Origin of the sequence: Butyrivibrio sp. AC2005 (genome assembly GCF_000424145.1) — a bacterium.
GTDB lineage: Bacteria > Bacillota > Clostridia > Lachnospirales > Lachnospiraceae > Butyrivibrio.
This window is the reverse complement of the sequence record NZ_KE384138.1, coordinates 108,755-134,113: the sequence shown is the minus strand read 5'-3', so window position 1 is coordinate 134,113 and position 25,359 is coordinate 108,755. Positions and strand designations below refer to the sequence as shown.

The following is a 25,359-nucleotide window of genomic DNA, read 5'->3' as shown; positions in this document are numbered from 1 at the left end:
AACTGCCCTGAAAATGCCAAGAATTGTTGTACTCAGGGTAAGCTCCTACAACAACTACCCTGAAAACAGTAAGAATTGTTGCAATCAGGGTAGCCTGAACCGCAATGCCATTAGAAGCAATACCATAAAAAACCCCCGGCATATATGTTCAGATCCAGCCGATTATACGCGTAGCGTAACGAGACTGGAAATGAACATATATGCCGGGGGCGTATTACTCTATTACGGCTTGAAGTAGCTTATTACATCCGTCATGTTGGCTGCAAGATCCTGAAGACTACCGGCAGCTTCAGTAATGATTGTGAAGGTAGCGTTAAGCTCCTGCATGGAAGCATTGGTTTCCTCAGCGGAAGCAGCATTCTCTTCAGAAATAGCTGACAGATCAGAGATAATGTTCACAAGATGATCCTTTGCGGAATTGAGCTCTTCTATACGAGAGGAGATATTCTCTGTACTCTCGGATACATTATCAACATTGTCTGCCATGCTCTGCATGTTACTCTTGGTATCATCAAGCTGTGTTTCCTGAACTTCGAAGTTTGCATTGAGCTTCTGCATAACTTCTACGGAAGCCTCAGAATCCGCAACAAGCTTTTCAACGATCTTCTTGATTTCATCAGCGCTTTCGCTACTCTGAACAGCAAGCTGACCGATCTCGGTAGCAACAACTGCGAAGCCCTTTCCGGCATCGCCTGCACGGGCTGCCTCTATGGAAGCATTGAGTGAGAGGAGATTAGTCTGGGAAGCAATATTTGTGATGGCCTCTGAGAATTTTGAAATCTCCTTTGCTGACTCATTGGTAGAATCAATGGTCTGCCCAATCTCACGTACGGAAGCCTGTACTTCATTACTCTGAGATATCAGTCTGTTAAGTGCATCCATCGCTGCTATACAGGATTCCTTCATTTCCTTTGCATAATTCTGCAGTTGATCAACATTATCTGTAACGACTTCAATATTATTTCCGATTTCCTGAGTGTTACCGGCAGCGGTTTCTACGCTTTCAGCCTGGGACACGGCACCCTTTGAAATTTCATCGATTGCTTCACTTACCTGGCTTGATGCCTGAGAAGCCTGGTTTGCGGAGTCAGATAGCTCGGAACCTGATTTCTTCAGCTCATTTGACATATTCATGGTTGTCCTGATTACTTCACCAAGCTTATTGCTCAGGGTTTTTGCACCATCTGCCAGGAGACCTATTTCATCGTTTCTTGCTACTGAGGTTTCATCAATATTAAGCTGCAATGTGCCCTGAGAAAGATGATCAAGTTCATCTGCAATGGCACGCATTTTAACTGAAATCTTGCTTGATACAATATAACCGATTATTGAAAGAATAATCACAAGAGCAGCGGATATGCCGATCATTGTATAAAGAATACTGTTAATTCTTGTCTCAACATCATGAACAGCTCTTCCTGCAAATACCATACCTGCTATTGTTCCATCAGACTGCAACATCGGAGCGTAGTAAATATAATATCTTTCGGAAGTACCCTGAATATTAGCTTTGGGGGAATAGTATTCGGTTTTTGCATTCAGCACATGCTCTGATGTTTCCTGGGAACACTTATATCCTGTAAGGCGCTTGCCATTTTCTGTAAGAGTTGTAATGACACGGGTATCCATATAAAACAGGGTATATTCAATTCCTGTCTCTGCGTGGAGTTCATCCATGATGCTCTGGTATTCTTCCATTACATTTTCTTCGCCCTTATAGAGCTGACCGTCCACATAGGACCAGTCACCATCCCAGACATTATCACATTCGCTCTTTAGATGTTCTGCACCTACCTTCAGCTCTTCCTGAATCATAGAGTTATAAGTGCTTGTTATTTCGTAAGAACTGATGGCGGTGAGAATAATAGCCATACCGATGATGGCTGCAATTGAAATGAGTATCAGATTTTGAATAAGCTTACCTTTTCTAACCTTTGCCTCCATAACTAAGCCTCCGTAAATTACATAAAAAAAGGATGTAAATTCCTTATTTCATTTTACACCCTCTTTTGTTGCTTTGCTTATAATACGAGCAAAAGTTATCAATTTTTAATAAATATATAATTCTTTTATAAATAAGACATTTATTCAAATTTTTGAATTCTGTTTACATCCTTTTTCTCAATGATAACCATGAGAAGATTATTATCCTTAAGCTCCTTTGACGGATTGACGGATCCCCAGTACTCCCCATCTGTCTTTATGGCGGCTACATTCATGTTGTATCTTTTTCTGAGATTAAGCTCAATAAGGTTCTTGCCAACCCATGACTTTTTCGGCTTTAGCTCAACCATGCAAAGATTTTCATCAAGCTCAAAGTAATCATGTATGAACTGAGATGCAAGTATTCTTGCGGAACGTATACCGCTTTCCTGCTCAGGGTCTATGATTTTATCGGCACCGGCTCTTTTAAGTATACTTTTCATACGGGGAGACGAGGCCTTGGCGATGACCACAGGTACACCTTCTTCCTTGGCGATGGATATGGCCAGTATGCTTGCGGCAAGGTTTGCACCCATACAGGTGATGACAACATCCATATTCTGAAGTCCAAGAGAAATAAGGTCATCTTCATTTTCCAAATCCGCACAGACAGCAGTAGTTACTTTGGGGGCGATATCGCGCACGGCTTTTTCATTGTGGTCTGCCACAAGTACATCCTGACCAAGAGCATATAAACTCTCTGCAAGGGCATAACCATATTGTCCAAGACCTAAAACAGCTATTGATTTTTTCATAATGTCTCCTTTTTATCCGACGTAAAAAATGCCTCTGGCATAACTGATCTTATCATTTTCAGAGTTACTTCTTGAAAGAAATGCAACCAGTGATATGGGACCTATTCTTCCCAAATACATGGCTATAACTACGGTTATACGACCCAGCGTTCCAAGAGAGGGGGTTAAGCCTCGTGAAAGTCCTACGGTTCCGCATGCACTGGTGATTTCAAAAAGTGCATCCTCAAGAGGAACAGGGTTAACAATACATAATATAAATGTAAGGATTAAAATGGCGCCTGCTTCGACAAGAGCAACAGCGGAAGCTTTTCTCATTGATTCCTCTGCAACCTGTCGCTTAAATATTACCTTGGAATCTGAATTCATTACATAGGAACGGACATTCATGATAAGAAGAAACATGGTGACTGTTTTTATTCCGCCCGCAGTTCCTATAGGTGAACCGCCGATAAACATCCATAGATAAGAGATAAGGCAGGAGGGCGTCGTCAGACCTTCCTGTGGGATTGTGGCGAAACCGGCTGTTCTTAGGGTTACGGATTCAAAAAGGCAATTAGCGAGCTTACCTCCAAAGCTAAGATCCCCGATAGTTTCAGGGTTATTATATTCTGTAAAAAGAAAAACAAGCATTCCGCCAAAAATCAGTACGGAAGTAAAACTCAGTACAAGCTTACTGTGTTCAGAGAGCCTTTTGATGATGGTTAAAGGTGAAAAGCTTTTCCGGAAACCTTCTCTTATTACATGTGCAATATCAAACCAGACAACAAAACCGATGCCTCCGGATATGATCAGAAACATGGTCACAGCCATCACTAGCGGATTATTACGGTAATCCGTCAGGCTGTTTGGTCCGATAACATCCATTCCTGCATTACAAAAAGCGGAGACTGAATTAAAAACAGAAATCCACAGCCCGCGTACAAAACCAAATTCAGGAATAAAAACAAAGGAGTAAAGAAGAGCACCAACACCTTCAACGATAAAGGTTCCTTTAAGTACTCTTGATAAAAATAAAAGCAGCTTTGTACTGGTATTAAGGTTGAAGGAATCCTGAAGCAAAAGCCTGTCCGACATGGAGAACTTTTTATGCGCAAGAACCATCAGCATTGAGGCTATGGTAATCATTCCAAGGCCGCCTATCTGTGCGAGCAGCATGATTATCAATTGTCCAAAGAATGACCAGTGTGCATAGGTGTCAACAACGACAAGTCCGGTAACGCATACCGATGTAGTTGCTGTAAAAAGAGCTGTCAGAAAGCTTGTGGAGTTCCCTGTAGCAGATGAAAAAGGGAGCATTAGCAGAAGTGCTCCGACCATTATTGTTATAAAAAAACTTAGCGGAATTATCTGCTCCGGCGTCAGTTTTAATTTGTTTCGATAAAATAAATTATATAAATCCTGAGGTTTATCCATTTATTACCCGATCCTATGCTTTGCAGTTTTGAAATACGTCAAAATCATAGCACTTTTTATAGAAAGTAACCAGTAAAAAGAGCGTGCATGATGATTGGGCCGGGTATTCTATAACACTACTTAATATGTTAGAATGTGCATTATGAATTCACAGACAATAAAATTATATGATGAAAATGCATACGGAACAGAGTTTACAGCTAAGGTACTGCATTGTGAAAAGGCAGATAGCAGAGAGAATCTCTATGCCGTCACATTGGACAGGACACTTTTCTTTCCGGAAGAGGGTGGACAGACACCTGACAGAGGCGTGCTTATTTTATTAAACGAGGACGACCTTGAAAAACTGAAGGGAGAGGCAGACAACTTATTTATTAATGATGCCCGAAAGATAGAGGTTCTTGATGTTCAGATAAAAAATGACAGCATCTGCCACTATCTTGAAGAGGAACTTCCCGAAGGTTCGACAATTTATGGAAAAATTGACTGGGAGCATCGTTTCTCAAATATGCAACAGCACTCAGGTGAGCATGTTTTTTCAGGAATAGTTAATTCAAGATTCGGATATGACAATGTTGGTTTTCATTTGAGTGATTCGGTTGTGACCATGGATTACAGCGGGCAGCTTACTGAGGAGGAGCTTAAGAATATTGAGAAATCAGTCAACCGCGCTATCTATGAAAATCGCGAAATTCGTGCATGGTACCCTGCTGAGAACGAGCTTTCCGAAATAAACTACCGCAGTAAGAAAGAGTTGTCCGGAGCGGTTAGAATAGTTGAAGTTGACGGATATGATGTATGTGCCTGCTGTGCACCTCATGTGAAAAGAACAGGCGAAATAGGAATCCTTAAAGTTATAAACTCACAGAATTACAAGGGTGGAACCAGAGTCAGCATTCTGTGCGGATTTAGGGCACTTGAGTATTTTTATAATGAGCATGCAATGATACAAAAACTTGCGGGCGAAATGTCAACAGGAATTGAGAATGTCCCTGCGCAGTTTAAGAAGCAGCAGGAGGAGATGAGTGAGCTCAAAAGAAAGCTGTCGGAATCCTGTGAAAAGCTTCTTCTTAAGGAAGCGGAGTCTTTGCCGGAAAATTCCCAAAATGCCTGCCTCTTTACAGATGGGGACATAGATCCGAACGTAATACGGCGGGTAGTCAACAGCCTTGTTGAGAAGAGGGGCGGCTACTGCGGTATATTCTTTGGTAGTGACAAGGACGGATATAGGTTTATAATTGGTTCGGGTGCGGGCCTGAACAGTAATGCTGTTCTTGCAGAACTAAGAAAAAATTATGAAGTTCGCGGCGGTGGCAAGCCTGCCATGGTACAGGGGAGTATCGAAGGCGCATCCGCGCAGGATATTTCGAGTGTTTTTTAGGAGTAGATTATGGAAAATTTTAGGGAGTTCAGACAGGGTCTAATAAATGGCGTCCCAATCTGTCTTGGATATCTGGCGGTTTCCTTTGCCTTTGGAATCCAGGCTTCAGAAGCGGGACTGTCGGTTTTTCAGGCATCGCTTATGTCTCTTACAAATGTAACAAGTGCAGGACAGTTTTCATCTCTTGAACTTATTCATTCGAATGCGGCGTACGCAGAGATGGCACTGTTGCAGCTTGTGGTGAATCTCAGATACATGCTTATGAGCACAGCACTTTCCCAGAAGCTGTCTTCAAAGGTTAATACACTTAGGAGATGCCTTATTGCCTATGGCGTGACTGATGAAATATTTGCTCTCAGCGTTGTGAGAAAAGGAAGATTAAATCCTGCATACTCTTACGGTCTTATAGTTGTCTCGGTATTTGGCTGGGTTATGGGAACATTTCTTGGAGCCTTTGCAGGACAGATAATGCCGCAGAGACTTATAAGTGCCCTGGGACTTGCTATTTATGGTATGTTCCTTGCAATTATAATTCCTGAGGCCAGGGAGAAAATGGCAGTACTTTTTGTTGTGGTAGGAGCCATGGCTATGAGCACCCTGTTTACATACGCTCCTGTTTTGAAAAATATATCATCAGGTTTTAGAATTATCATAGTTACAATCATAATCGCAGGTGCAGCAGCTGCTCTTGCTCCCAAGGAAGAGGAGGAAACAGCGGATGCATAACGTTTATGGATATATAATAGTAATGGCGGTGGTGACTTATCTCATAAGAATGCTTCCGCTGACTTTGATAAGGAAAGACATAAACTCACGCTTTGTGAAGTCGTTTTTGTACTACGTGCCTTACGCTACACTTGCAGCAATGACCTTTCCTGCAATATTACATGCTTCAGATGATATGAGGGCATCAATTGCAGGCTTTGCGGTAGCGCTCATTCTTTCATTTAGAAAAAAGAGCCTCCTCACCGTTGCTGTCTGTGCCTGCGCCGTAGTCTTTGCAGTTGAATGGTTTTTGATTTGATATCTAAAAAGTGGCGACGTCCGGAAAGGAATTATTATGCATATTGGAACAGGTTATGACGTACATAGGTTGGTGGAGGGAAGGAAACTCATTCTTGGTGGAGTGGATATTCCTTATGAAAAGGGATTACTCGGCCATTCAGATGCAGATGTTCTTCTTCATGCCATAAGTGATGCGCTCCTCGGGGCAGCAGCTCTTGGAGATATAGGAAAGCACTTCCCTGATTCCGATCCAAAATATAAGGGTGCGGATTCATTAAAGCTCCTTTCAGAGGTAGGGAAACTTCTCGAGGATAACAGCTTTTTAATAGAAAATATAGATTCTACCATTCTGTGTCAGGCGCCAAAGCTCAGACCATACATAGACACCATGCGTCAGAATATTGCTGATGCACTGGGAATAAATGTGGAGCAGGTAAGTGTTAAGGCTACGACTGAAGAGGGGCTTGGTTTTACAGGTGCAGGAGAGGGAATTGCTGCGCAGGCAGTTTGTCTTATTGAAAGTCCTATTGCGTATTACACAAAAAATGTGACCTATCAGACAGGAGAAGCTCCGCAGGGGAATTGTGAGACCTGCCCCGGCTGCGCTAAGCAATCCTAAAACAACTACTTAGTTCGGAGAATTATATGGAAGAAAATGAAGTTAATATAGCACCAGACGGTGAATGTGTCTGCCCTGATCTTGCAGGCATAATAAGGGACAATTTTGATGTTCCCGGCGAGCCTATGAATCGCTACAGTCCGCTTGCACTGGCATTTATGGGGGATAGCGTATATGAGATTATCATAAGAAGCATGGTTGTTCAGGAGGCCAACAGACCGGCAGCACAGCTTAACAAGATGAAAATAAAATACGTTAATGCTGCTGCACAGGCTAAGATTATAGAATATCTTGAACCAAAGCTCACCGAGGAAGAGAGCGAAGTATACAAGAGAGGCAGAAATGCCAAATCCTATACAAGCGCCAAGAACCAGAGTGTTACAGACTACCGAAAGGCTACAGGACTTGAAGCTTTATGCGGATATCTGTATCTTAAGGGTGAGATGGGAAGACTTCTGGAATTATTAAAAGATGGCGTTTCCATTATTGAGCTGTAAGGAAATGTAACGATACGAGCGGAAATAAGGTATTATACTTACATTCTTATTTTCATCAAGAAAACAATAATCTATAAAAAGGAACCAATAAATGAAAGAAAATTATAAGAAAAATAAGAGAGACAGAGACCACTTCAAAGAAAAGACTCGTGGTGAAGTATCATCTGAAAGAGATTTTGATAATGAAACCGCTGATTCCCTGACAATCGAGGGCAGAAACGCTGTGATAGAGGCGCTTAGAAGCGGCAGAACAATCGATAAGCTTTTCATTCTTGATGGCTGTCAGGACGGCCCCATAGCTACCATAAGAAAAGAAGCTAAGAAGGCCGGCATAATGATGAAGTTTGTTAACAGGGACAGGCTTGATCAGATATCCACGACAGGCGCGCATCAGGGCGTTATTGCATATGCTGCTGCTTATGACTACTCAGAGCTTGAGGATATTTTTAACCTTGCAGAGGAAAAAGGTGAGGCGCCTTTTATTTTCCTGCTTGATAATATTGAGGACCCTCATAATCTTGGAGCGATAATAAGAACTGCCAATATTGCAGGTGCTCATGGTGTGATAATCCCGAAAAACCGCGCCGCAGGACTTACTGCAACTGTCGCTAAGACCAGTGCGGGAGCGCTTAACTACACACCTGTTGTAAAGGTGACCAATATGGCCAGAACCATAGAGGAGTTAAAGGACCGCGGAATGTGGTTTGTGTGTGCCGACATGGATGGCACAACAATGTATGATCTTGACCTGAAGGGTGCCATAGGCCTTGTAATCGGAAACGAGGGCTCCGGTGTCAGCAAGCTTGTCCGTGAAAAATGCGACATGATCGCTGCCATTCCCATGAAGGGTGAAATCAATTCACTTAATGCATCTGTGGCAGCTGGCGTACTCGGTTTTGAAATTGTAAGACAGCGTGGCTATACAAAGTAAAATGGTGTCAGCGAAGCAGATAAATAATATAGAGCATTCACACACCTGTGAGGGAATTTGTCAGTGAGACTGACAAATAATATAGAGCATTCACACACCTGTGAGGGAATTTGTCAGTGAGACTGACAATAATATAAAAAAGCCTTCCCCTTGGGGGGCGCACATCGTCCGGGGGACGATGGCTTTGCGCAGACCGAAGTGGAACGGAGACAGGTGTCAGCGAAGCAGACGGATGAGGGGATACATGGCCAAAATATCCATAGATGAATCCGATGAGGAGCTTATAACAAGGCTCCGCGAAGGTGAGTCAGATGTGACAGACTACATAATGAATAAGTACAAGGACATGGTAAGAACCAAGGCTGCGTCCATGTACATTCTTGGGGCAGACAAGGATGATCTGATCCAGGAGGGCATGATTGGGCTTTTTAAGGCGGTTCGTGATTATGATGCAGGGCGTGATGCCAGCTTCAGGACCTTTGCGGATTTGTGTGTATCAAGACAGATGTACACGGCTATTCAGGCCTCTAACAGGAAAAAGCACGCTCCTTTAAACAGCTATATTTCCCTTTATGCCAAGATGGATGGTCATGATGAGGACAAGGAATTTTCTCTGGATCAGATGCTGGAGGATATAAATGACAAAAATCCCGAAGCGATGATGATAGATAAAGAAAATACCAGAGATATAGAGGAGTTTATAGAAAACGGACTTAGTGATTTTGAAAAATCCGTTTTGGAGCTTCACATGACAGGAATGGGGTATGCTCAGATCGCGAAAGTACTGGGAAGAGATGAGAAGTCCACAGACAATGCTTTGCAACGTCTTAAGAATAAAATAAGAAAATACGTAAACAACATTTAAAAATGTTCTTGCGATTAAGCATATATTATGCTACAATAAACGAGCTGTTGTGATAAAACAGTATTAGTAACTAAAGTATAATATTGAAAAATATTAAGAATCATTGATATAAAAGAGGTGAGAAGATGAGACAGGATATCCAGCCCGAATATTATCAGGCAACAGTTACCTGCAACTGCGGTAACACATTTACAGTAGGTTCAACAAAGAAGGAAATCCACGTAGAAATTTGTTCTAAGTGCCATCCTTTCTACACAGGAACACAGAAGGCTACTGCTGCTCGCGGACGTATTGATAAGTTCAACCGTAAGTATGGTATGACTTCTAACAACTAATTACTGGAAATGCTAAGAGGTTGAGGCTGCTGCCTCAACCTCTTTTTTAACACATATGATTGCCTAAAAAACAGGAGAATTGAGATGGCGAAGAAAAAGATTAATCATTATTCCGGAATCGGCGGACAGGCAGTTCTTGAAGGCGTTATGATGCGCAATAAGGATATTTATGCCGTAGCTGTAAGGAAGGAAGACGGCGATATCGCTGTTGAAGTGGATCACTACCTTGGCAAAGCAGAGAGTCTTGGTTTGTCACATATTCCTTTCATACGTGGTGTGTTTGTATTTTGGGATTCGCTTGTTCTTGGAATGAAGGCGCTTAATTTTTCAGCTTCTCTTTTTGGAGAGGAAGATATATCCAAGGCGAAGGATCCGATAGCTGCAGAGAGTAAGGAGAAGATTGCTTCTGCCATTACAACGGTAATAGCTTTTGCTCTGGCAATAGGAATTTTCATGGTTCTTCCGTACTATTTAAGCTCGCTGTTTTCCGGTTACATAAGGAATAATTCAGCTATGGTACTTCTTGAAGGACTTCTCAGAATTGCGATTTTTATAGTATATGTACTCCTTATTTCATGTATGAAGGATATCAGGAGACTTTTCAGATATCATGGAGCGGAACACAAGTGCATAAACTGCCTTGAGAGAGGTAAGCCTCTTACACTTGAAAATGTAAGGGAGAGTACCAGATTACATAAGAGATGCGGAAGCAGTTTCCTTTTGTTTGTAATGTTTGTGAGTATTATTCTGTTTTTCTTTATCAGAGTTCAGTCAATACCACTCAGAATACTTATAAGGATAGCGCTTATTCCTGTTATAGCAGGCATTTCCTATGAGATTATCAGACTTGCCGGACGAAGCAATAACATCATTCTCAGAATTTTGTCAGCACCCGGATTACTGCTTCAGATGCTTACAACCAAGGAACCCGATGATGAGATGATAGAGGTTGGGATGAAGTCCGTTGAGGCAGTTTTTGACTGGAAGGAATTTTTATCCGACTCCTTTGGCTACAAGTTTGAGGATGAAGAAGATCTTGCTCAGTGATAGTAGATATGATTTTTATCTAAGTAATATAGTCGAGAAATATAAAAACAACTACACTAGAGGTTTACTTTAGGTAGAAGGCTAAGGAATTAAGAGATGGAGTACGCATTACTTTTTAAAGAGGGAGAGGAAAAACTTAATAACGCAGGCATTTCGGAAGCCTCTTTGGATGCGAGACTTCTTTTGGAACATGTATGTGGAACCGATCATAATACATTGCTGTCCCATGGCGATATGGATGTGGAGGATGGTAAGGTTTCTGCTTACAGAGAGATGATTGGGAAGAGGATGGAGAGAATTCCTGTTGCCTACATCATTGGAAGCTGTGAGTTTATGGGCATCGATTTTGATGTGACGAGTGATGTCCTTATTCCGAATCAGGATACGGAGACGCTTTCAGAGGAGGCACTTCGTTATATCCATGACGGTATGAATATGCTTGATCTGTGCACGGGTTCAGGATGTATTGCTCTTAGTATTTTAAAATATACCAATGATACCAGGGCGGTTGGAACGGATTTATCAGAGAAAGCTCTTCTTATTGCTGAGAAAAATGCTGCCAGGCTCGGAATGAGTGAAAGATTCAAGGCTGTTAAGGCAGATATTTTTCCTGATAAAGAAGAATTATCGAAAATATTTGAAAGCGAAGATAATACCTCAGATATAAAATTTGATATTATCGTATCTAATCCTCCGTATATACCCACGGCTGTGATTGAGACCCTGGAGCCGGAGGTTAAGACCTATGAGCCGTATATGGCCCTTGATGGAAGTGAGGATGGACTTCTTTTTTACAGAAGAATTATTCCCGGGGCTAAGGAACTCTTGTATAAGAGCGGATACTTGTTGCTTGAGATCGGATATGACCAGGGGCCTGCAGTGAAGGAACTTATGGAGCAGAATGGTTACAAGGATGTTCAGGTAATCAAGGACCTTGGCGGCAATGACAGAGTGGTCAGTGGTTGCTTCTATTAGCTGTGAATATTGATTTATAAACATAAAGCCTTCCCCCTTTGGGGGCGCTAATCGTCCGGGGGACGATTGTTTAGCGCGGACCGAAGCGGAGCGAAGACAGGTGGCAGCGAAGCTGACGGATGAGGGGCAAGAAATAGGAGCAAATTATGTTTGATAGATTAGAAGATATGGTCCGCAGATATGAGGACATAACAATGGAGCTTGGAGAGCCCGGAGTGGCATCGGATCAGAACCGCTTTAGGGCACTTATGAAGGAGCAGAGTGATCTCCTTCCCATACTTGAAGAATACAATAATTATAAAAAGTGCAAGGAAACAATTGCGGATAGCGAGGAGCTTTTGTCTGCTGAGTCCGATGAGGATATGAAGGAGATGCTTCGCGAGGAGTTGTCAGAGGCAAAGAACGAGCTGCCTGAGATAGAGCAGAGGCTAAAACTACTCATGATTCCCAAGGATCCTAATGATGATAAAAACGTCATTGTGGAAATCCGTGCCGGTGCGGGCGGAGACGAGGCTGCGCTTTTTGCATCGGATATGTACAGAGTATATACCAGATATGCCGACAGACACGGCTGGAAGATAGAGACTATGAGTGTCGAGGATACGGGTATCGGTGGTATGAAGTCAGTAAGCTTTATGCTTTCAGGAACAGGTGCATATTCAAGACTTAAATTTGAGAGTGGTGTACACCGTGTTCAGAGAATTCCCGTAACGGAGTCAGGTGGACGAATTCATACATCAACAATTACGGTGGCAATTATGCCGGAAGTAGAGGATGTTGAAGTAAACATCGATATGAATGATTGCAAATTTGATGTTTTCAGGGCCTCCGGTAACGGCGGACAGTGCGTCAATACTACGGATTCTGCAGTAAGACTTACACATATCCCCACAGGTATTGTTATTTCCTGTCAGGATGAAAAGAGCCAGATAAAGAATAAAGCCAAGGCGCTGAAGGTACTTCGCGCGAAGCTGTTTGACCTGGAGATGCAGAAGGCTCATGATGCTGAGGCTTCTCTCAGAAAAAGTCAGGTAGGAACAGGTGACAGATCAGAGAAAATAAGAACCTACAACTTCCATCAGGGCAGAGTTACTGACCACCGAATCAATCTTACACTATATAAGATTGACTCCATTATGGACGGTGACCTTGAGGAACTGATCGATGCATTGACTACTGCAAGTCAGGCTGAGAAGCTTGCAGGCATGAGTGAATAAGATTTTTTTGTAAAGCGTTTAGTGTAAAAGCTAAGCGCTTTTGTATTTTAGAAATATTTTAGTAAAATATAATTTTTATAGAGGTATGGTTGTTGATAAAATTATGTTAGCAGTTAATGTTGGTCATATTGATACAAGAGGACTATGTGTAATAGGATTGCCTTTTATAGGAGGCTGGCATGAATGAACAAATGAAGCAGGAACTTATTGGTTGGGGAGTGGATTGGAAGGATGTTAGTGACCGGTTCATGGGAAATGAGGACTTGATAGAGACCTTTATGTTTAAGTTTTTAAAGGATAAGAGTTTTTCGGATCTGACATATGGCATGCAGAAAAAGGATGCAAAAGAAGCCTTTGCCGGTTGTCATTCGCTAAAGGGAGTCACAGGTAATCTGGCTCTTAACGGAATGCGGGACGATGTACTTGAACTCACGGAGATTCTGAGAAAAGGGTCTCTTGATGGCGCTGATGAGCTTTACCAGAAAATCAAGGTATCCTATGAAAATTTGACAGGCATTTTGAAAAAGTATACATAGCTTTCCGCTTTTCTCAGAAAAAGGGAAGCTATAGGCTAAAATATAGTTTGAATAAAAATATGGATAGTATAGCTGACGGAAGAGGAAAAGCTTTTCTGTCAGCTTTTTTACGTGTATAATGTTTCTTTGAATTATATGGAGGTATAAATGTATGAAAAAAAGAGTTTATATGGCCCTTGTTGTGGCTATGATAGGACTTTGCGGTTGTACTCCCACAAAGGATTCGGAAAGGGCAGATGCAGTAAATCAGTCTGAAGTCGCAGAGGTTGAGGCAGAAGTGATAGAAGAGCCCGGAACATCACAGGGTGATGATACAGCTGAGGCAGCAGACAACACGGATACAACACAGGAAGCTGATGATTCAAATGCTGCTGCAAATGAAGAAACTACAGATGAAGAAACTACAGATGAAAAAACTACAGGTGAAAAAAGCGCAGATGAAGATATCACGGAAGAGAATGTTTCGGATGAAAATGCTTCTGATAATGAGCAGAATGCAGAAGCAGACGCAGGAGAATCTTCTACCGAGGATACAGGTGATTCCAGATATGCAACTGAAGCTCCAAGCAATCCGATTGCTGACAGCTTAGATCTTTCAGGTGATGTTTTTGATGATTATGAGCCTGTATTAAAGGATGCCGTTGAGCAAATTGTATCCTCTTCGGAAAATCTTCAGGAGGAATTAAACGGTATTGAAGCGATAGATTATAGATTTGAGGGCTTACGTACAGCTGCGGAAACACAGGCTGAGATGACTCAGACCTCATATTGGTCCTACGCTGTATGGGATATGGAGATTAACAGCCTTTGGAGCAGAATAAGCGAGACTCTTAAAGGAGCTGAGAAGGATAATCTCCTAAAGGAACAGAGACAATGGATAGCCATGAAGGAAGAGGTGATCCTTGAAACTCTGGGCCGAAGCGAAGATGGTGGAAGCATCTATCCTATGCTTGTGAACGAACTCACCAGAGATATGACAAGAACAAGATCCTATTATCTCGCATCAGTACTTGCAAAAGCGAAGGGTGATGAAATTACACTTCCCAAACGCGGTATTTGCGGCGAATATGTGGATAATCAGGGAACAAATGATGTATACAGTTCACTCATAATTAAGGAAAGCTTTGAATCCGGATATGAAGGAATCATTTCTATTTTCAGACTTGGAAACGTGGAAGGCACTGTTGAAAAGAGCGGAGATGACCTTGTTTTCACAAGCTATGATGAAAAAACCAAGGGAATAATCCGCTATGGATGGGGCGGCGCTTCTCTTGAAATTACTGAGTCAAATGGTGGACTCCTGGAAAAGGGTGAAGTATACGAATTCAAATTCGTATTCTAAAAATTTTGTTTTACTTTTAATGTGTCCTGGATATGTTTGTTAATATCCAACGGCTCCTTGAATCTCTGCAATGAAGCAGAAGTTAGAGATGAAAAAGTAAATTCATGGAATAAAATGAGCCCCGTATGTATATATTCAGATCCAACCGATTCTTGTGTTCTTTACAATGAGGTTGGAGATGAATATATACATACGGGGCGTACTTATACAATAAATTAGCAGGTTACTACGATACCGCCATCACCGGCGTAAGTGGTTGCAACACCGGCGCCGTCAACAATAATGACATCCTTGAAACTTATCTTTGAAAGAATAAGATTCTTTACAACTTCAGCTCGCTCATAACAATTTATATGAGTGATCATAAGTCTTTTTTCTTCGGGATTTACAGTGCGCTTTGCAACGAGATCAGTCATTTTTATAAGCGCTTTTCGCATTCCCACACCTTGTCCCCACTGAGCGATTTCACCTTCTATGGCGTAGCAGACAGGCTTGATATTGAGCGTGGAAGCTACAATGGCCTTCATTCCGGTAAGTCTTCCGTTTTTCCTTAGAGTATCAAGTGAATCGAGAACGAAGTAGGTGTCCATACCGTCACGGTAAGCTTCAACCTTTTCCACAACTTCTTCAAAGGGAAGTCCCGCCTCAGCACATTCCATTATTTTGAAAGCAATGTTTGCCTGACCACAGCATGCTGATAAGGAATCAAAAACGTGTATGTTCTTTTCTCCAATGTCCTCGTGGTAAATATCTCTTGCAAGAATGGCACTGTTGTAGCTGCCGCTCAGCTTTGATGAAAGAGTTACCACATAGATATCATCTGCGTCACACTCATAGGCTCTCTTGTATCTGTCCGGTGAAGGACATGCTGACTTAGCGCAGGTCTCGCATTCAGCGACTCTTCTGATATAATCAAGCTGATCAAAATTCTCATCATCAAGAACTGTATAATCGCCTATCTGAAGAATCAGCGGAATGATTTCAAAACGTTTGTCTGTATGGTATTCTGCCGGCAAATCAGTACAACTATCGACAACAATTTTATAACTCATATTCTGAAAAATCCTCCGGTTTGACCGCTTCGACGTTTTTTGACACTGGTCCGAAAAAGCAGCCGAAACATGTAGTTTTATATACGACATATTCTAGCATGAAAAGCAATATGGGTAAATAAACGAGCGGTCAGAAATTATCCTCTCTTAGTAAAAAAACGCACTTAATCAACGGCTGTTATTGTATAATGGACTAATATGATTTAGTACCTAAAAGGAATTTTGTAAATGATTGCACTGAAAATATCTAATACCAGACAATTTATGGCTGCGCTTTTGACATCGGAATTATTCGATACATTTTTGATCGAAAGTGCAGAGCTCCGTACGGCCAATACTTTCACTATAGACGGCCATGTGAATAAAGAATTCTATGGTGAGGAGGACGCTGACAGACAGGAATATGAACTCTCTTTTTGGAAAAACCTCAGACCTGTATGCTATGAACTGATAAAGGGAAAGCATACGCCGGTTTCCTTCAAATTTATATTATGTCTTACCCCTGAAAAAAAGGACGAGCTTTTGGAGGCAGAGCTTTCAGCGGTTGTATCGTCATTGGTATTTATTATCAGATTTTCGGAAGGACATATCACCATCACCACCGGAGCGGCTTTGTCGGGATTTACATTGGATAAGTCTTATGAAAAAAACTGGGATGAGTATGTAAAGAGATTCCTTAGTACAGTCGGACTTGAATACGAAGAACTTTGAGGAGTTGGTCGTTTAAAGAATCATGGTACTAATGGCAAAAAAATATATAGGAGGAGTAGTAAGCGTATGATTAAAAGACCTGATTACATTAAACCCGGATGCAGCATTGGAATTACAGCACCTTCCTTTGGACCCTCAAGTGAGCCATATCACTCGATGTACTTTTTTTCAAAGAAGAATTTTGAGAATCGTGGCTATAAGATTATCGAGGGCGATACACTTTTTAAAAATGACGGAATAGGCATAAACACTGATCCTAAGGTGGCTGCTGCCGAGCTTGTGGATTTTTATAAGAGAAGCGATATAGATGCAATTGTCTCTGCAGGTGGTGGGGAGCTGATGAATGAGACAATAACCCACGTGGACTTTGAAGCACTTAAGGATGAAAAGCCTAAGTGGTATATGGGCTACTCCGATAACACAAACTTTATATTTCCATTGGTAACCATAGCTGAAGTTCAGGGGATTTATGGTCCCTGCATCTCAGGTTTTTCCAAAAAGTGGGAGGAGCCGGAATTTGATGCTATGGCTCTTTTAGAGGGAATTAAGAAGGAGTTCTCAGGATATGGGCAGTTTGTGGATCCTGAAAAGGAAAAAGCTGAGTCTGAAACTGCTGACAGAAATGGCGGGGATGGTGTGGAAATTGATTACACCACTTTTAATTTTGATATCCCATATAATTACAATTCCGAAAAAGTACTGACCAGTTATATATGTGATGGCAAAAAAGCAGTTAAGGCAGGAGCTGACGATGAAATTTCCATGCAGGGTATTATCCTTGGCGGCTGCGTAGATGTTCTTGCGAATATGGTAGGAACACGCTTTGACAACATGAAGGAATTTAATAAGAAATATAAAGATATTATTTGGGTTCTTGAGGCCTGTGACCTTACTCCCATGAGCTATCGAAGAGCTATGTGGAATTTCAGAGAGGCAGGCTGGTTTGAGAATGCAAGAGGCTTTGTTATTGGCAGACCGCTCACTGCATTTAATAAGGAGATGATGGGAGCTGATCATTTCAACGCAGTTACAGATGTGGTGGGAGAGCTTGGAGTACCGATAATAATGGATGCCGATATCGGACATATCGATCCTATGCTTCCTGTAGTTATGGGGGCCAGAGCAAGGGTTACTGCAAAAGGCAACGACCTTAAGCTCGTATATGTTGATTAAGGTTTATATTAAAAACCTGTCATGCTTTATTGCGCGGCAGGTTTTTATCAGTTAGAATACTTTTTATGAACTCATTAGAATTAATTTTAACTTATCTTGGAATAATAAATGTTATAAGTTTTCTTGCCATGGGGAGTGACAAGAGAAAGGCCAAAAGGAATGCATTTAGGACACCGGAATCCATTCTTTTTATTTTGGCTTTGATGGGAGGAAGCATCGGTAGCATTCTTGGAATGTATATTTTCAGACATAAGACCAGACATTGGTACTTTGTAGTAGGAATGCCTGTGATATTACTTATACAGGTGGGCATTGTTGTGGCTATAAAAATGTCTCCGGTGGAAGTTTTGTTTAGGTGATGTCTGATACTAATTTTTGATTTTTGGGGTTATAAGAAAAATGCATATAGCGGTTTTTGATGACAATATAGCAGACAGAAAGCAGACAGAGCGGCTTTTAAAAAGGCAGTCTGACAGATATCAGAAGGAAGGAAAAGAGCATTTTTACACTGATCTGTATGGCAATATAGAAGCACTCATGAGATTTCCACAGCGCTATGACATTATTTTTGTTGATATGACAGAGCCTGAATCTGAGAACAGTCATTTTAAGAATGGAATGGATGTGACAAAGCTTCTTTTTGAAGTAGGCGGAATAAAAAATGTGGTAATGTGCTCGGGAAAGCATGATTACAGAAAGCTTGCCAAGGAGGCAGGACTCTATGACAGGCTTTTATTTTTGGATAAGCCCATCAAGGTCAAGGAACTGGAAGATATCCTAACTGAATGTGAAAACCGCATTGGCGACCCTGTTCCCACGCTCGAGCTTCGCGGTGAGACCGAGACCTTTTATGCAAAGCAGGAGGACATTATCTGCGCTGAAATGATAGGAGAGCACCAGTTTACCGTATACTTCACAGAGGACAGACAGCTGGATGTAATCGGTGATATGTTTAATCTCTATGAGCAGTGTCTGATTTTTGATTCCGTATGCCCCATATCCCAGAATGCACTTATAAACGTCAACTACATCAAGGATGAGGGGTTTGGCTGGGTGCTCATGAGTAATGAAAAGAAAATAAAGGTTGCCTTTGCATACAGAGGCAATATTAAGGAAATCAGAAGACGCCTTGCTGTGAAGAAAAATACGGAAGGATAATTACATAGTTTCTACCTGTTTATGGAAAAGTATAAGGGACGATTCTGTTTGACATCAGTCAGATAGAATCGTCCCTTTTCAACTTGAAATTTGTGACTAATTATCTTTTTGGGTAAGATTCGCCAAAAGCGCTTCGAGTTCTGCTATTCGAGCATCCTTTTCAGCTAATTCGGTATTCTTTTCAGCTAATTCAGTATTCTTTTCAGCTAATTCATTATCTTTTTCAGCAATAGTACGCTCATATTCACCCTTCAAAACATCAATATCAATTTTGGATAACATATATTCAACCCTCCATTTCTTATTCATGCGAGCGAGTTTAACTGCATCATCAAGCTGACTGGTTAACGGACTGTTTGCAAGCTTGCCACTAAGGTAATTTAAAAAGTCCTTCATTTCATCTGAAACGTCATCTTTTGTTCCTTTGGCACAGACGAAGATTCTTGAAGTTCCATCTTCTAAAACCATAGATGCATCCTCATCAGCTCTTGGTCTGAAGTGATACAGATGATAACCGGCTTCCGGAATAATGTTGAATGGACAAATAAATATAACATAACTATCCATCAACTGTAGGTAATCAGCATTTTTATCCAACGCCTGTGAATCCATCATGTTTTGATAGAAACGAGACCTTCGGGCTAAATTCTTGTTAGATTCCACTTGCATTTCAATATCATACATGACGGAACTATCATCTTCAAAATAAACATCCAGGCGAATCCCTTTACCGTCCGGTGTTATTTCTATGGTCTGTTCACCATTAAGACCTACCATGTGGCATATTTTTCTGCCGGTGATGAGCTCTACGAGCTGCTTGCATAGATTAGGATTGCTTTGCATAACCTTACAAAAAATAAAGTTGTTGGTTATCGTAAGCTCCTCATAATTTGTTTCTGTTTCGTTCAATTTTTTTCTCCTTTCATTGTAGCCGAAAAGAGTGCATAAGACCACGGATTTCGACTTGTTTTAATAAAATTTTGCGTTTTGAAATCCTGCAGAAGAAGTATCTGCGTAAGATAAACAAGATGCATGTAATATGCGAAAGTTATGATAACATTTGGAAAGTTAGATGACAACTTAAGATTTTCTTAAGGAACTTAAAGATATATTCGAGGTTACTTTGAATTTATGAATGTAAGTATTGGAGAAATATAGATTTTTATTATTTCTAAGCTTGTTTGCGACTATACTTTTCTTCTTCGGACAATGTCCCGCAACTCAATCAATATTTTATATTCTGGTTGTAGTGACGTAATCGATATTTTAATGGTAGACCAACAAATTCATTATTGCACTTTTAGACTGATGTGTTTTGGCTTGCGGGATTATAGTTCCTGCTGGTGTTAAGTCTGCTCGCGAACAATTTTGAATATAGACGTAAGCAAAAATTTGACCGGTAAATCAACATTTGAATTTTGATTCCTGTTGACGTAAATGCCTAGAGATGGAAAATTATTTATTCTATGTATTTTACGTCTATTAATACTGATAGTATCTCATTGGTATATTGCTCTAATTTCACGGTAGACCAATACCTGCTTTTGAGCCTTCATTGACTGAATTCCCCTGGCTCGCGGGAATGTACTGCCTCAAAAAGTTACGTCTATTCGCGAGCATATCAGCAGTTTGGCATAACACCCATTTTTAGAGGTAAATCAATTCTCTCGGAAAAGCTTTTTTTGACGTAACAAAGTTTCTTCTAAAACATGACTTCTTACGCGAAAAGCGGAAATCCACGCAAGGATACGTCAGTTGGTAGGACATACAGTGCTCAAGCGAGAACCTGGCTTAATATGATTCCTGTTCTTCTGAGGAAAAAGCAGCAAATCTATGCCATCAACCAGTACAAGCTAAATGAATGAGATAAACTAAAAAAGAATGAGATAAATTATTAAGCATTGGATAGTAGTCTATAATAAAGGAATGCCCCACATATACTGTGTAAGTCCTCGTTCGATTCTGCGTCTTTTGCAACGAGAACGAGGACTTACACAGTATATGCGGGGCATGGTGTTTATTATTCTATATTATTTATTTTTCTCAACTTCCTGCATCTTCATTGCACGAACCTTGCATGCAAGTCCGAAGAGGTTGATGAAGCCCTCTGCATCGTGGTGGTCATAGAGGTCACCTGTCTTAAAGGATGCAATTGACTCATTGTAGAGTGAGTAGGGTGAAGTAGTACCTGCCTTTATGATGTTGCCCTTATAAAGCTTGAACTTTACTTCGCCTGTTACATACTTCTGAGTTGACTCGATGAATGCCTGCTCAGCCTCGCGAAGAGGAGTGAACCATTTTCCTTCATATACGAGATCTGCAAACTTGTTGCCCATATCCTTCTTCATTGTATATGTATCGCGGTCAAGGATAAGCTCCTCGAGCTGCTGATGTGCCTCGTAAAGAATAGTTCCACCGGGAGTCTCGTATACTCCACGGGACTTCATACCTACAACACGGTTTTCTACAATATCTACGATACCGATTCCGTTTTCACCGCCGAGCTTGTTCAGAGTGCGGATGATATCTGAAACCTTCATCTCTTTTCCGTTAACTGACTTGGGAACACCGGCCTCAAAGGTCATTGTAACTTCTGTCATCTTATCGGGGGCATCCTCGGGAGTGCAGCCAAGAACAAGGAGATGCTTGAAGTTAGGTTCCTGTCCGGGATCCTCGAGCTCAAGTCCCTCGTGGGAGATATGCCAGAGGTTGCGGTCACGGCTGTAGCTGCTGTCAGCAGAGAAGGGAAGATTGATTCCGTGCTGCTTGCAGTATTCAATCTCTGATTCACGGGAATCCATTGTCCACTTGTCATTTCTCCATGCTGCGATGATCTTGATATCGGGAGCAAGAGCCTTGATACCAAGTTCGAAGCGGATCTGGTCGTTTCCTTTTCCTGTAGCGCCGTGGCAGATAGCAACAGCACCTTCTTTTCTTGCAATCTCAACCAGCTTCTTGGCGATGAGAGGACGAGCCATGGAAGTTCCAAGCAGATACTTGTTCTCATATACGGCATGAGCCTGAACACAGGGAACTACATATTCATCACAGAACTCATCGATAACATCTAATATGTAAAGCTTGGAAGCGCCACAGCTTGTTGCTCTCTCTTCAAGTCCGTCAAGCTCTTCTTCCTGTCCGCAGTCTATACATACACAAACTACTTCGTAATCAAAATTCTCCTTAAGCCACGGGATGATTGCTGTTGTATCAAGTCCTCCCGAGTATGCAAGTATAACCTTATCCTTAGCCATGTCTTCCTCCTTTAATGCGTTACGCTTTGTTGTTTGATTGATTTTTTTGATTTAAAAGGAATATACAACATCAATTTTGTAATTGCAATAGTTTTATGCATAAAAATTTAAAAAATAAACATTTTATGCATAAATATAAATAATGCTTGCATAAAAATGTTTTGTTGATTATACTGAGTTGCAAAGCATATAATATTTTTTGCAGGGAAACGTTGAATAAAATTATTCTTCTGCATGCATAATTAAATAAATAAGATGCAGAAACTTTTCCTAAATATACAAAGAAGGAAGGCATGGTAATGATCAAGGTAGGAATTATTGGTGCAACAGGATATGCGGGAGCTGAGATAGCAAGACTGATATATTCTCATCCCCAGGCAGAAATAGTATGGTACGGATCCAGAAGCTATATAGATGAGAGATTCAGTTCTGTATACGGAAACTTCTTTAATATAGTAGATGCAAAATGTCTCGATGATAATATGGAAGAGCTTGCAGAGCAGGTGGATGTCATTTTCACTGCAACACCCCAGGGACTTTGCGCAGGACTTGTTAATGATGAGATTTTAAATAAAGTAAAGATAATCGACCTTTCGGCTGACTTCAGATTAAAGGATGTGAAAATCTATGAGAAGTGGTACGGAATAGAGCATAAGTCACCTCAATATATTAATGAAGCGGTATACGGACTCTGTGAGATAAACAGGGATGATATAAAGAAGGCAAGGCTTATTGCCAATCCGGGCTGCTATACAACCTGCTCAATCCTTACTGCATATCCACTTGTAAAGGAAGGACTGATTGATCCTAATACACTAATTGTGGATGCACTGAGCGGAACCTCCGGAGCAGGAAGAGGAGCGAAAACAGCTAACCTTTTCTGCGAAGTAAATGAGAGTGTTAAGCCCTACGGAGTTGCAAACCACAGACATACTCCTGAGATTGAGGAGCAGCTTGGATACGCAGCTGATGAGGATATCACCATCAATTTTACACCTCACCTCATTCCAATGAATCGCGGAATACTTGCTACTGAATATGCATCTCTTGTGAAAAATGCGGACGGAAGTTTTCCTGATGCCGGTGACATCAGAGCTGCTTATGAAAAGTATTATAAGGATGAGAAGTTTATCAGACTTCTTCCCGATGGAGTTTACCCTGAGACCAGATGGGTTGAGACCAGTAATTATGTTGATATCGGATTTAAAATCGATGAGCGTACAGGCCGCATAATCATGATGGGTGCCATCGATAATCTTGTAAAGGGTGCAGCAGGTCAGGCAGTTCAGAATATGAATATTATGTTTGGACTCGATGAGGCTATGGGACTTGATTTTGTTCCTGCATTCCCGTGATGAGGATCCTGCGAGGTTCTTTACGACCTGAATTATTAAACATTTTCGGAGGCGTAGGTCATGGTACGTACAATGACTATAGAAGATTATGAAGAAGTTTTTGCACTGTGGAATTCAATTGAGGGATTCGGAATAAGAACATTGGATGATTCATATGACGGAATATCGATGTTTATAAAACGAAATCCAAACACATGTGCCGTTGATATAGAGGACAACAAAATAGTTGGAGCTATCCTGTGCGGACATGACGGAAGAAGAGCCTGCTTTTACCATGTATGTGTTAATAAGGACTACAGACGTCATGGAATTGGCAAAAGAATGGTGGAGTTCTGTATAGAGCGCCTTAAGGAAGAAAAAATCAACAAGGTCTGTCTCAATGCATTTGTGACTAATAAAGTCGGGAATGCTTTCTGGCAGAGGATGAACTGGACACTTCGTTCAGACATGAACTACTACGATTTTACATTAAATGAGAATAACCTTACGGAGTTTGTTAAAAAGGACTGACAGAGTAAAAGGAGATAAGCTATGAAACGTATAAATGGTGGTGTTACAGCGGCAAAAGGTTTCAAGGCTGCAAGTACTGAAGCGAATATAAAGTATCAGGGACGAAAGGACATGATGCTGATCTATAGTGAATCACCCTGTACAGCAGCAGGTGTTTTTACAAGTAACGTAGTAAAAGCAGCTCCTGTAATGTGGGATAAGGAAATCTGCAGCGGAATAGGTCCTGTTCATGCTATTGTGGGAAATTCAGGAATTGCCAACGCCTGTACAGGCGAGGAGGGAAAAAAGATATGTGCCGATACTGCAGCAGAGGTTGAAAATCTTTTGTCACTTCCTGAAAATTCTGTTCTTGTAGCATCTACCGGAGTTATCGGAATGCAGATGAACATGGAGGCTATAAAAAACGGAATTGCCAAGATGGTTCCGCAGTTATCTGATTCTGAAGAAGCAGGTACCGGTGCCGCTGAGGCAATAATGACAACGGATACTCATTCTAAGCAGATGGCTTATGAGTTTGAGATTGACGGGAAAACCTGTAAAATCGGAGCACTTGCCAAGGGCTCTGGAATGATTCATCCCAATATGTGCACAATGCTTTCTTTTGTAACAACTGATGTCGCAATCTCTCATGATCTGCTGCAAAAGGCATTAAAGACTGTTGTCGTTGACACCTATAATATGATCTCTGTCGACGGAGATATGTCCACAAATGATTCACTTATGATCCTTGCTAACGGTGATGCGGGCAACGAAGAAATCACTGAGATGAATGATGACTATAACACATTTGTTGAAGTACTTTTCACTATATGTAAGGAAATGGCAAGAATGCTTGCCGGTGATGGAGAGGGTGCTACAGCACTTTTCACTGCATATGTCAAAAATGCGGATACCAAGGATAATGCGAGAACACTTGCAAAATCAGTTATATGTTCATCTCTTACAAAGGCCATGATCTACGGACATGATGCCAACTTTGGCCGTATCCTGTGTGCTCTTGGTTATTCTGGAGTCATTTTTGATCCCGAAAAGATAACACTTTCCATTGAGAGCAAGGCAGGAAGTGTGCTCCTGTTCGAAAAAGGAGAGCCTCAGAATTTTGATGAAGAATATGCTACAAAAGTGCTTTCAGAGGAAGAAGTCATTGCTGTTGTGGATATGAATACAGGCTCAGAGGAAGCAACAGCCTGGGGATGTGACCTCACCTATGACTATGTAAAAATAAATGCTGACTACCGCTCATAA

Annotated in this window: 26 protein-coding genes; 20 read left to right on the top strand and 6 right to left on the bottom strand. The window is 41.3% G+C overall.

Annotated elements, in window-relative coordinates; genetic code table 11:
- Positions 1 to 222: 222 nt before the first annotated feature.
- The 3 genes from G602_RS0120655 to G602_RS0120645 form a co-directional block, all read right to left on the bottom strand.
- A complete protein-coding gene (locus tag G602_RS0120655; RefSeq protein WP_026660721.1) occupies positions 223 to 1,944 on the bottom strand; it encodes a methyl-accepting chemotaxis protein in 1,722 nt (573 codons plus the stop codon).
- 140 nt (positions 1,945 to 2,084) lie between these two features.
- The gene (locus G602_RS0120650; RefSeq protein ID WP_026660720.1) at positions 2,085 to 2,738 is read right to left on the bottom strand and encodes a potassium channel family protein; all 654 of its coding nucleotides are present in this window, start codon (positions 2,736 to 2,738) and stop codon (positions 2,085 to 2,087) included.
- Positions 2,739 to 2,750: 12 nt separating this feature from the next.
- The gene (locus tag G602_RS0120645) at positions 2,751 to 4,151 is read right to left on the bottom strand and encodes a TrkH family potassium uptake protein (protein ID WP_044933039.1); all 1,401 of its coding nucleotides are present in this window, start codon (positions 4,149 to 4,151) and stop codon (positions 2,751 to 2,753) included.
- A gap of 142 nt (positions 4,152 to 4,293) precedes the next feature.
- On the opposite strand from G602_RS0120645, the gene G602_RS0120640 reads away from it, so the two are divergent.
- The 13 genes from G602_RS0120640 to G602_RS27770 all read left to right on the top strand — a co-directional run bounded on the left by G602_RS0120640 (position 4,294) and on the right by G602_RS27770 (position 14,901).
- A complete protein-coding gene (locus G602_RS0120640) occupies positions 4,294 to 5,532 on the top strand; it encodes an alanyl-tRNA editing protein (RefSeq protein WP_044933037.1) in 1,239 nt (412 codons plus the stop codon).
- Positions 5,533 to 5,538: 6 nt separating this feature from the next.
- Positions 5,539 to 6,258 carry an AzlC family ABC transporter permease gene (locus G602_RS0120635; RefSeq protein WP_442855925.1) on the top strand — a complete coding sequence of 240 codons (720 nt, stop codon included), beginning with the start codon at positions 5,539 to 5,541 and terminating at the stop codon, positions 6,256 to 6,258.
- Positions 6,251 to 6,556 carry an AzlD domain-containing protein gene (locus tag G602_RS0120630; RefSeq protein WP_026660714.1) on the top strand — a complete coding sequence of 102 codons (306 nt, stop codon included), beginning with the start codon at positions 6,251 to 6,253 and terminating at the stop codon, positions 6,554 to 6,556. Before G602_RS0120635 ends, G602_RS0120630 begins: the two co-directional genes overlap by 8 nt.
- Before the next feature lie 36 nt (positions 6,557 to 6,592).
- Entirely contained in the window at positions 6,593 to 7,156 is a 564-nt protein-coding gene (gene ispF, locus G602_RS0120625; protein WP_026660712.1) for a 2-C-methyl-D-erythritol 2,4-cyclodiphosphate synthase, read from the top strand.
- A gap of 26 nt (positions 7,157 to 7,182) precedes the next feature.
- Positions 7,183 to 7,653: a Mini-ribonuclease 3 gene (locus tag G602_RS0120620; RefSeq protein ID WP_081676105.1), complete on the top strand. Its 471-nt coding sequence runs from the start codon at positions 7,183 to 7,185 to the stop codon at positions 7,651 to 7,653.
- Positions 7,654 to 7,744: 91 nt separating this feature from the next.
- Positions 7,745 to 8,584, top strand: coding sequence for a 23S rRNA (guanosine(2251)-2'-O)-methyltransferase RlmB (gene rlmB / locus G602_RS0120615; RefSeq protein WP_081676104.1), 840 nt, complete (start codon positions 7,745 to 7,747; stop codon positions 8,582 to 8,584).
- Between the two features lie 244 nt (positions 8,585 to 8,828).
- On the top strand, positions 8,829 to 9,449 hold the full coding sequence (gene sigH / locus G602_RS0120610; RefSeq protein ID WP_026660708.1) for an RNA polymerase sporulation sigma factor SigH: 621 nt from the start codon (positions 8,829 to 8,831) through the stop codon (positions 9,447 to 9,449).
- 125 nt (positions 9,450 to 9,574) lie between these two features.
- Positions 9,575 to 9,784, top strand: coding sequence for a 50S ribosomal protein L31 (gene rpmE / locus G602_RS0120605; protein WP_026510726.1), 210 nt, complete (start codon positions 9,575 to 9,577; stop codon positions 9,782 to 9,784).
- Positions 9,785 to 9,868: 84 nt separating this feature from the next.
- Positions 9,869 to 10,831 (top strand): DUF1385 domain-containing protein, encoded by a 963-nt coding sequence (locus tag G602_RS0120600; protein ID WP_026660707.1) that lies wholly within the window; start codon positions 9,869 to 9,871, stop codon positions 10,829 to 10,831.
- Positions 10,832 to 10,927: 96 nt separating this feature from the next.
- The gene (gene prmC, locus G602_RS0120595) at positions 10,928 to 11,806 is read left to right on the top strand and encodes a peptide chain release factor N(5)-glutamine methyltransferase (RefSeq protein ID WP_026660706.1); all 879 of its coding nucleotides are present in this window, start codon (positions 10,928 to 10,930) and stop codon (positions 11,804 to 11,806) included.
- A gap of 146 nt (positions 11,807 to 11,952) precedes the next feature.
- Positions 11,953 to 13,023: a peptide chain release factor 1 gene (gene prfA, locus G602_RS0120590; RefSeq protein WP_026660705.1), complete on the top strand. Its 1,071-nt coding sequence runs from the start codon at positions 11,953 to 11,955 to the stop codon at positions 13,021 to 13,023.
- A gap of 179 nt (positions 13,024 to 13,202) precedes the next feature.
- A complete protein-coding gene (locus tag G602_RS0120580; RefSeq protein WP_049945377.1) occupies positions 13,203 to 13,559 on the top strand; it encodes an Hpt domain-containing protein in 357 nt (118 codons plus the stop codon).
- A gap of 151 nt (positions 13,560 to 13,710) precedes the next feature.
- Positions 13,711 to 14,901, top strand: a complete 1,191-nt coding sequence (locus G602_RS27770; protein ID WP_049945376.1) for a lysozyme inhibitor LprI family protein — start codon at positions 13,711 to 13,713, stop codon at positions 14,899 to 14,901.
- Positions 14,902 to 15,116: 215 nt separating this feature from the next.
- On the opposite strand, the gene G602_RS0120570 is transcribed toward G602_RS27770, so the two are convergent.
- Complete coding sequence (locus tag G602_RS0120570; protein ID WP_026660703.1) at positions 15,117 to 15,953, bottom strand: DegV family protein; 837 nt, start codon at positions 15,951 to 15,953, stop codon at positions 15,117 to 15,119.
- Between the two features lie 228 nt (positions 15,954 to 16,181).
- On the opposite strand from G602_RS0120570, the gene G602_RS0120565 reads away from it, so the two are divergent.
- The 4 genes from G602_RS0120565 (at position 16,182) to G602_RS0120550 (ending at position 18,995) form a co-directional block, all read left to right on the top strand.
- Positions 16,182 to 16,664, top strand: a complete 483-nt coding sequence (locus G602_RS0120565; protein WP_026660702.1) for a DUF5721 family protein — start codon at positions 16,182 to 16,184, stop codon at positions 16,662 to 16,664.
- A 66-nt stretch (positions 16,665 to 16,730) separates the two neighbouring features.
- The gene (locus G602_RS0120560; protein WP_049945375.1) at positions 16,731 to 17,837 is read left to right on the top strand and encodes a S66 family peptidase; all 1,107 of its coding nucleotides are present in this window, start codon (positions 16,731 to 16,733) and stop codon (positions 17,835 to 17,837) included.
- A gap of 65 nt (positions 17,838 to 17,902) precedes the next feature.
- Entirely contained in the window at positions 17,903 to 18,196 is a 294-nt protein-coding gene (locus G602_RS0120555) for a DUF1294 domain-containing protein (protein ID WP_026660699.1), read from the top strand.
- 40 nt (positions 18,197 to 18,236) lie between these two features.
- Complete coding sequence (locus G602_RS0120550; RefSeq protein ID WP_026660698.1) at positions 18,237 to 18,995, top strand: hypothetical protein; 759 nt, start codon at positions 18,237 to 18,239, stop codon at positions 18,993 to 18,995.
- Between the two features lie 96 nt (positions 18,996 to 19,091).
- Here G602_RS0120550 and G602_RS27765 read toward each other — a convergent pair whose 3' ends face one another.
- Positions 19,092 to 19,904: an Rpn family recombination-promoting nuclease/putative transposase gene (locus tag G602_RS27765; RefSeq protein ID WP_049945374.1), complete on the bottom strand. Its 813-nt coding sequence runs from the start codon at positions 19,902 to 19,904 to the stop codon at positions 19,092 to 19,094.
- A 1,121-nt stretch (positions 19,905 to 21,025) separates the two neighbouring features.
- Positions 21,026 to 22,249: an argininosuccinate synthase gene (locus G602_RS0120540; RefSeq protein ID WP_026660697.1), complete on the bottom strand. Its 1,224-nt coding sequence runs from the start codon at positions 22,247 to 22,249 to the stop codon at positions 21,026 to 21,028.
- Between the two features lie 299 nt (positions 22,250 to 22,548).
- Between G602_RS0120540 and argC the strand changes: the two genes are divergently transcribed.
- From argC to argJ, 3 genes are read left to right on the top strand one after another with little or no spacing between them, the layout of a single operon-like run.
- Complete coding sequence (gene argC, locus G602_RS0120535; protein WP_026660696.1) at positions 22,549 to 23,604, top strand: N-acetyl-gamma-glutamyl-phosphate reductase; 1,056 nt, start codon at positions 22,549 to 22,551, stop codon at positions 23,602 to 23,604.
- Positions 23,605 to 23,664: 60 nt separating this feature from the next.
- Positions 23,665 to 24,114, top strand: a complete 450-nt coding sequence (locus G602_RS0120530) for a GNAT family N-acetyltransferase (RefSeq protein ID WP_026660695.1) — start codon at positions 23,665 to 23,667, stop codon at positions 24,112 to 24,114.
- Positions 24,115 to 24,135: 21 nt separating this feature from the next.
- Positions 24,136 to 25,359 carry a bifunctional ornithine acetyltransferase/N-acetylglutamate synthase gene (argJ, locus tag G602_RS0120525; RefSeq protein ID WP_026660694.1) on the top strand — a complete coding sequence of 408 codons (1,224 nt, stop codon included), beginning with the start codon at positions 24,136 to 24,138 and terminating at the stop codon, positions 25,357 to 25,359.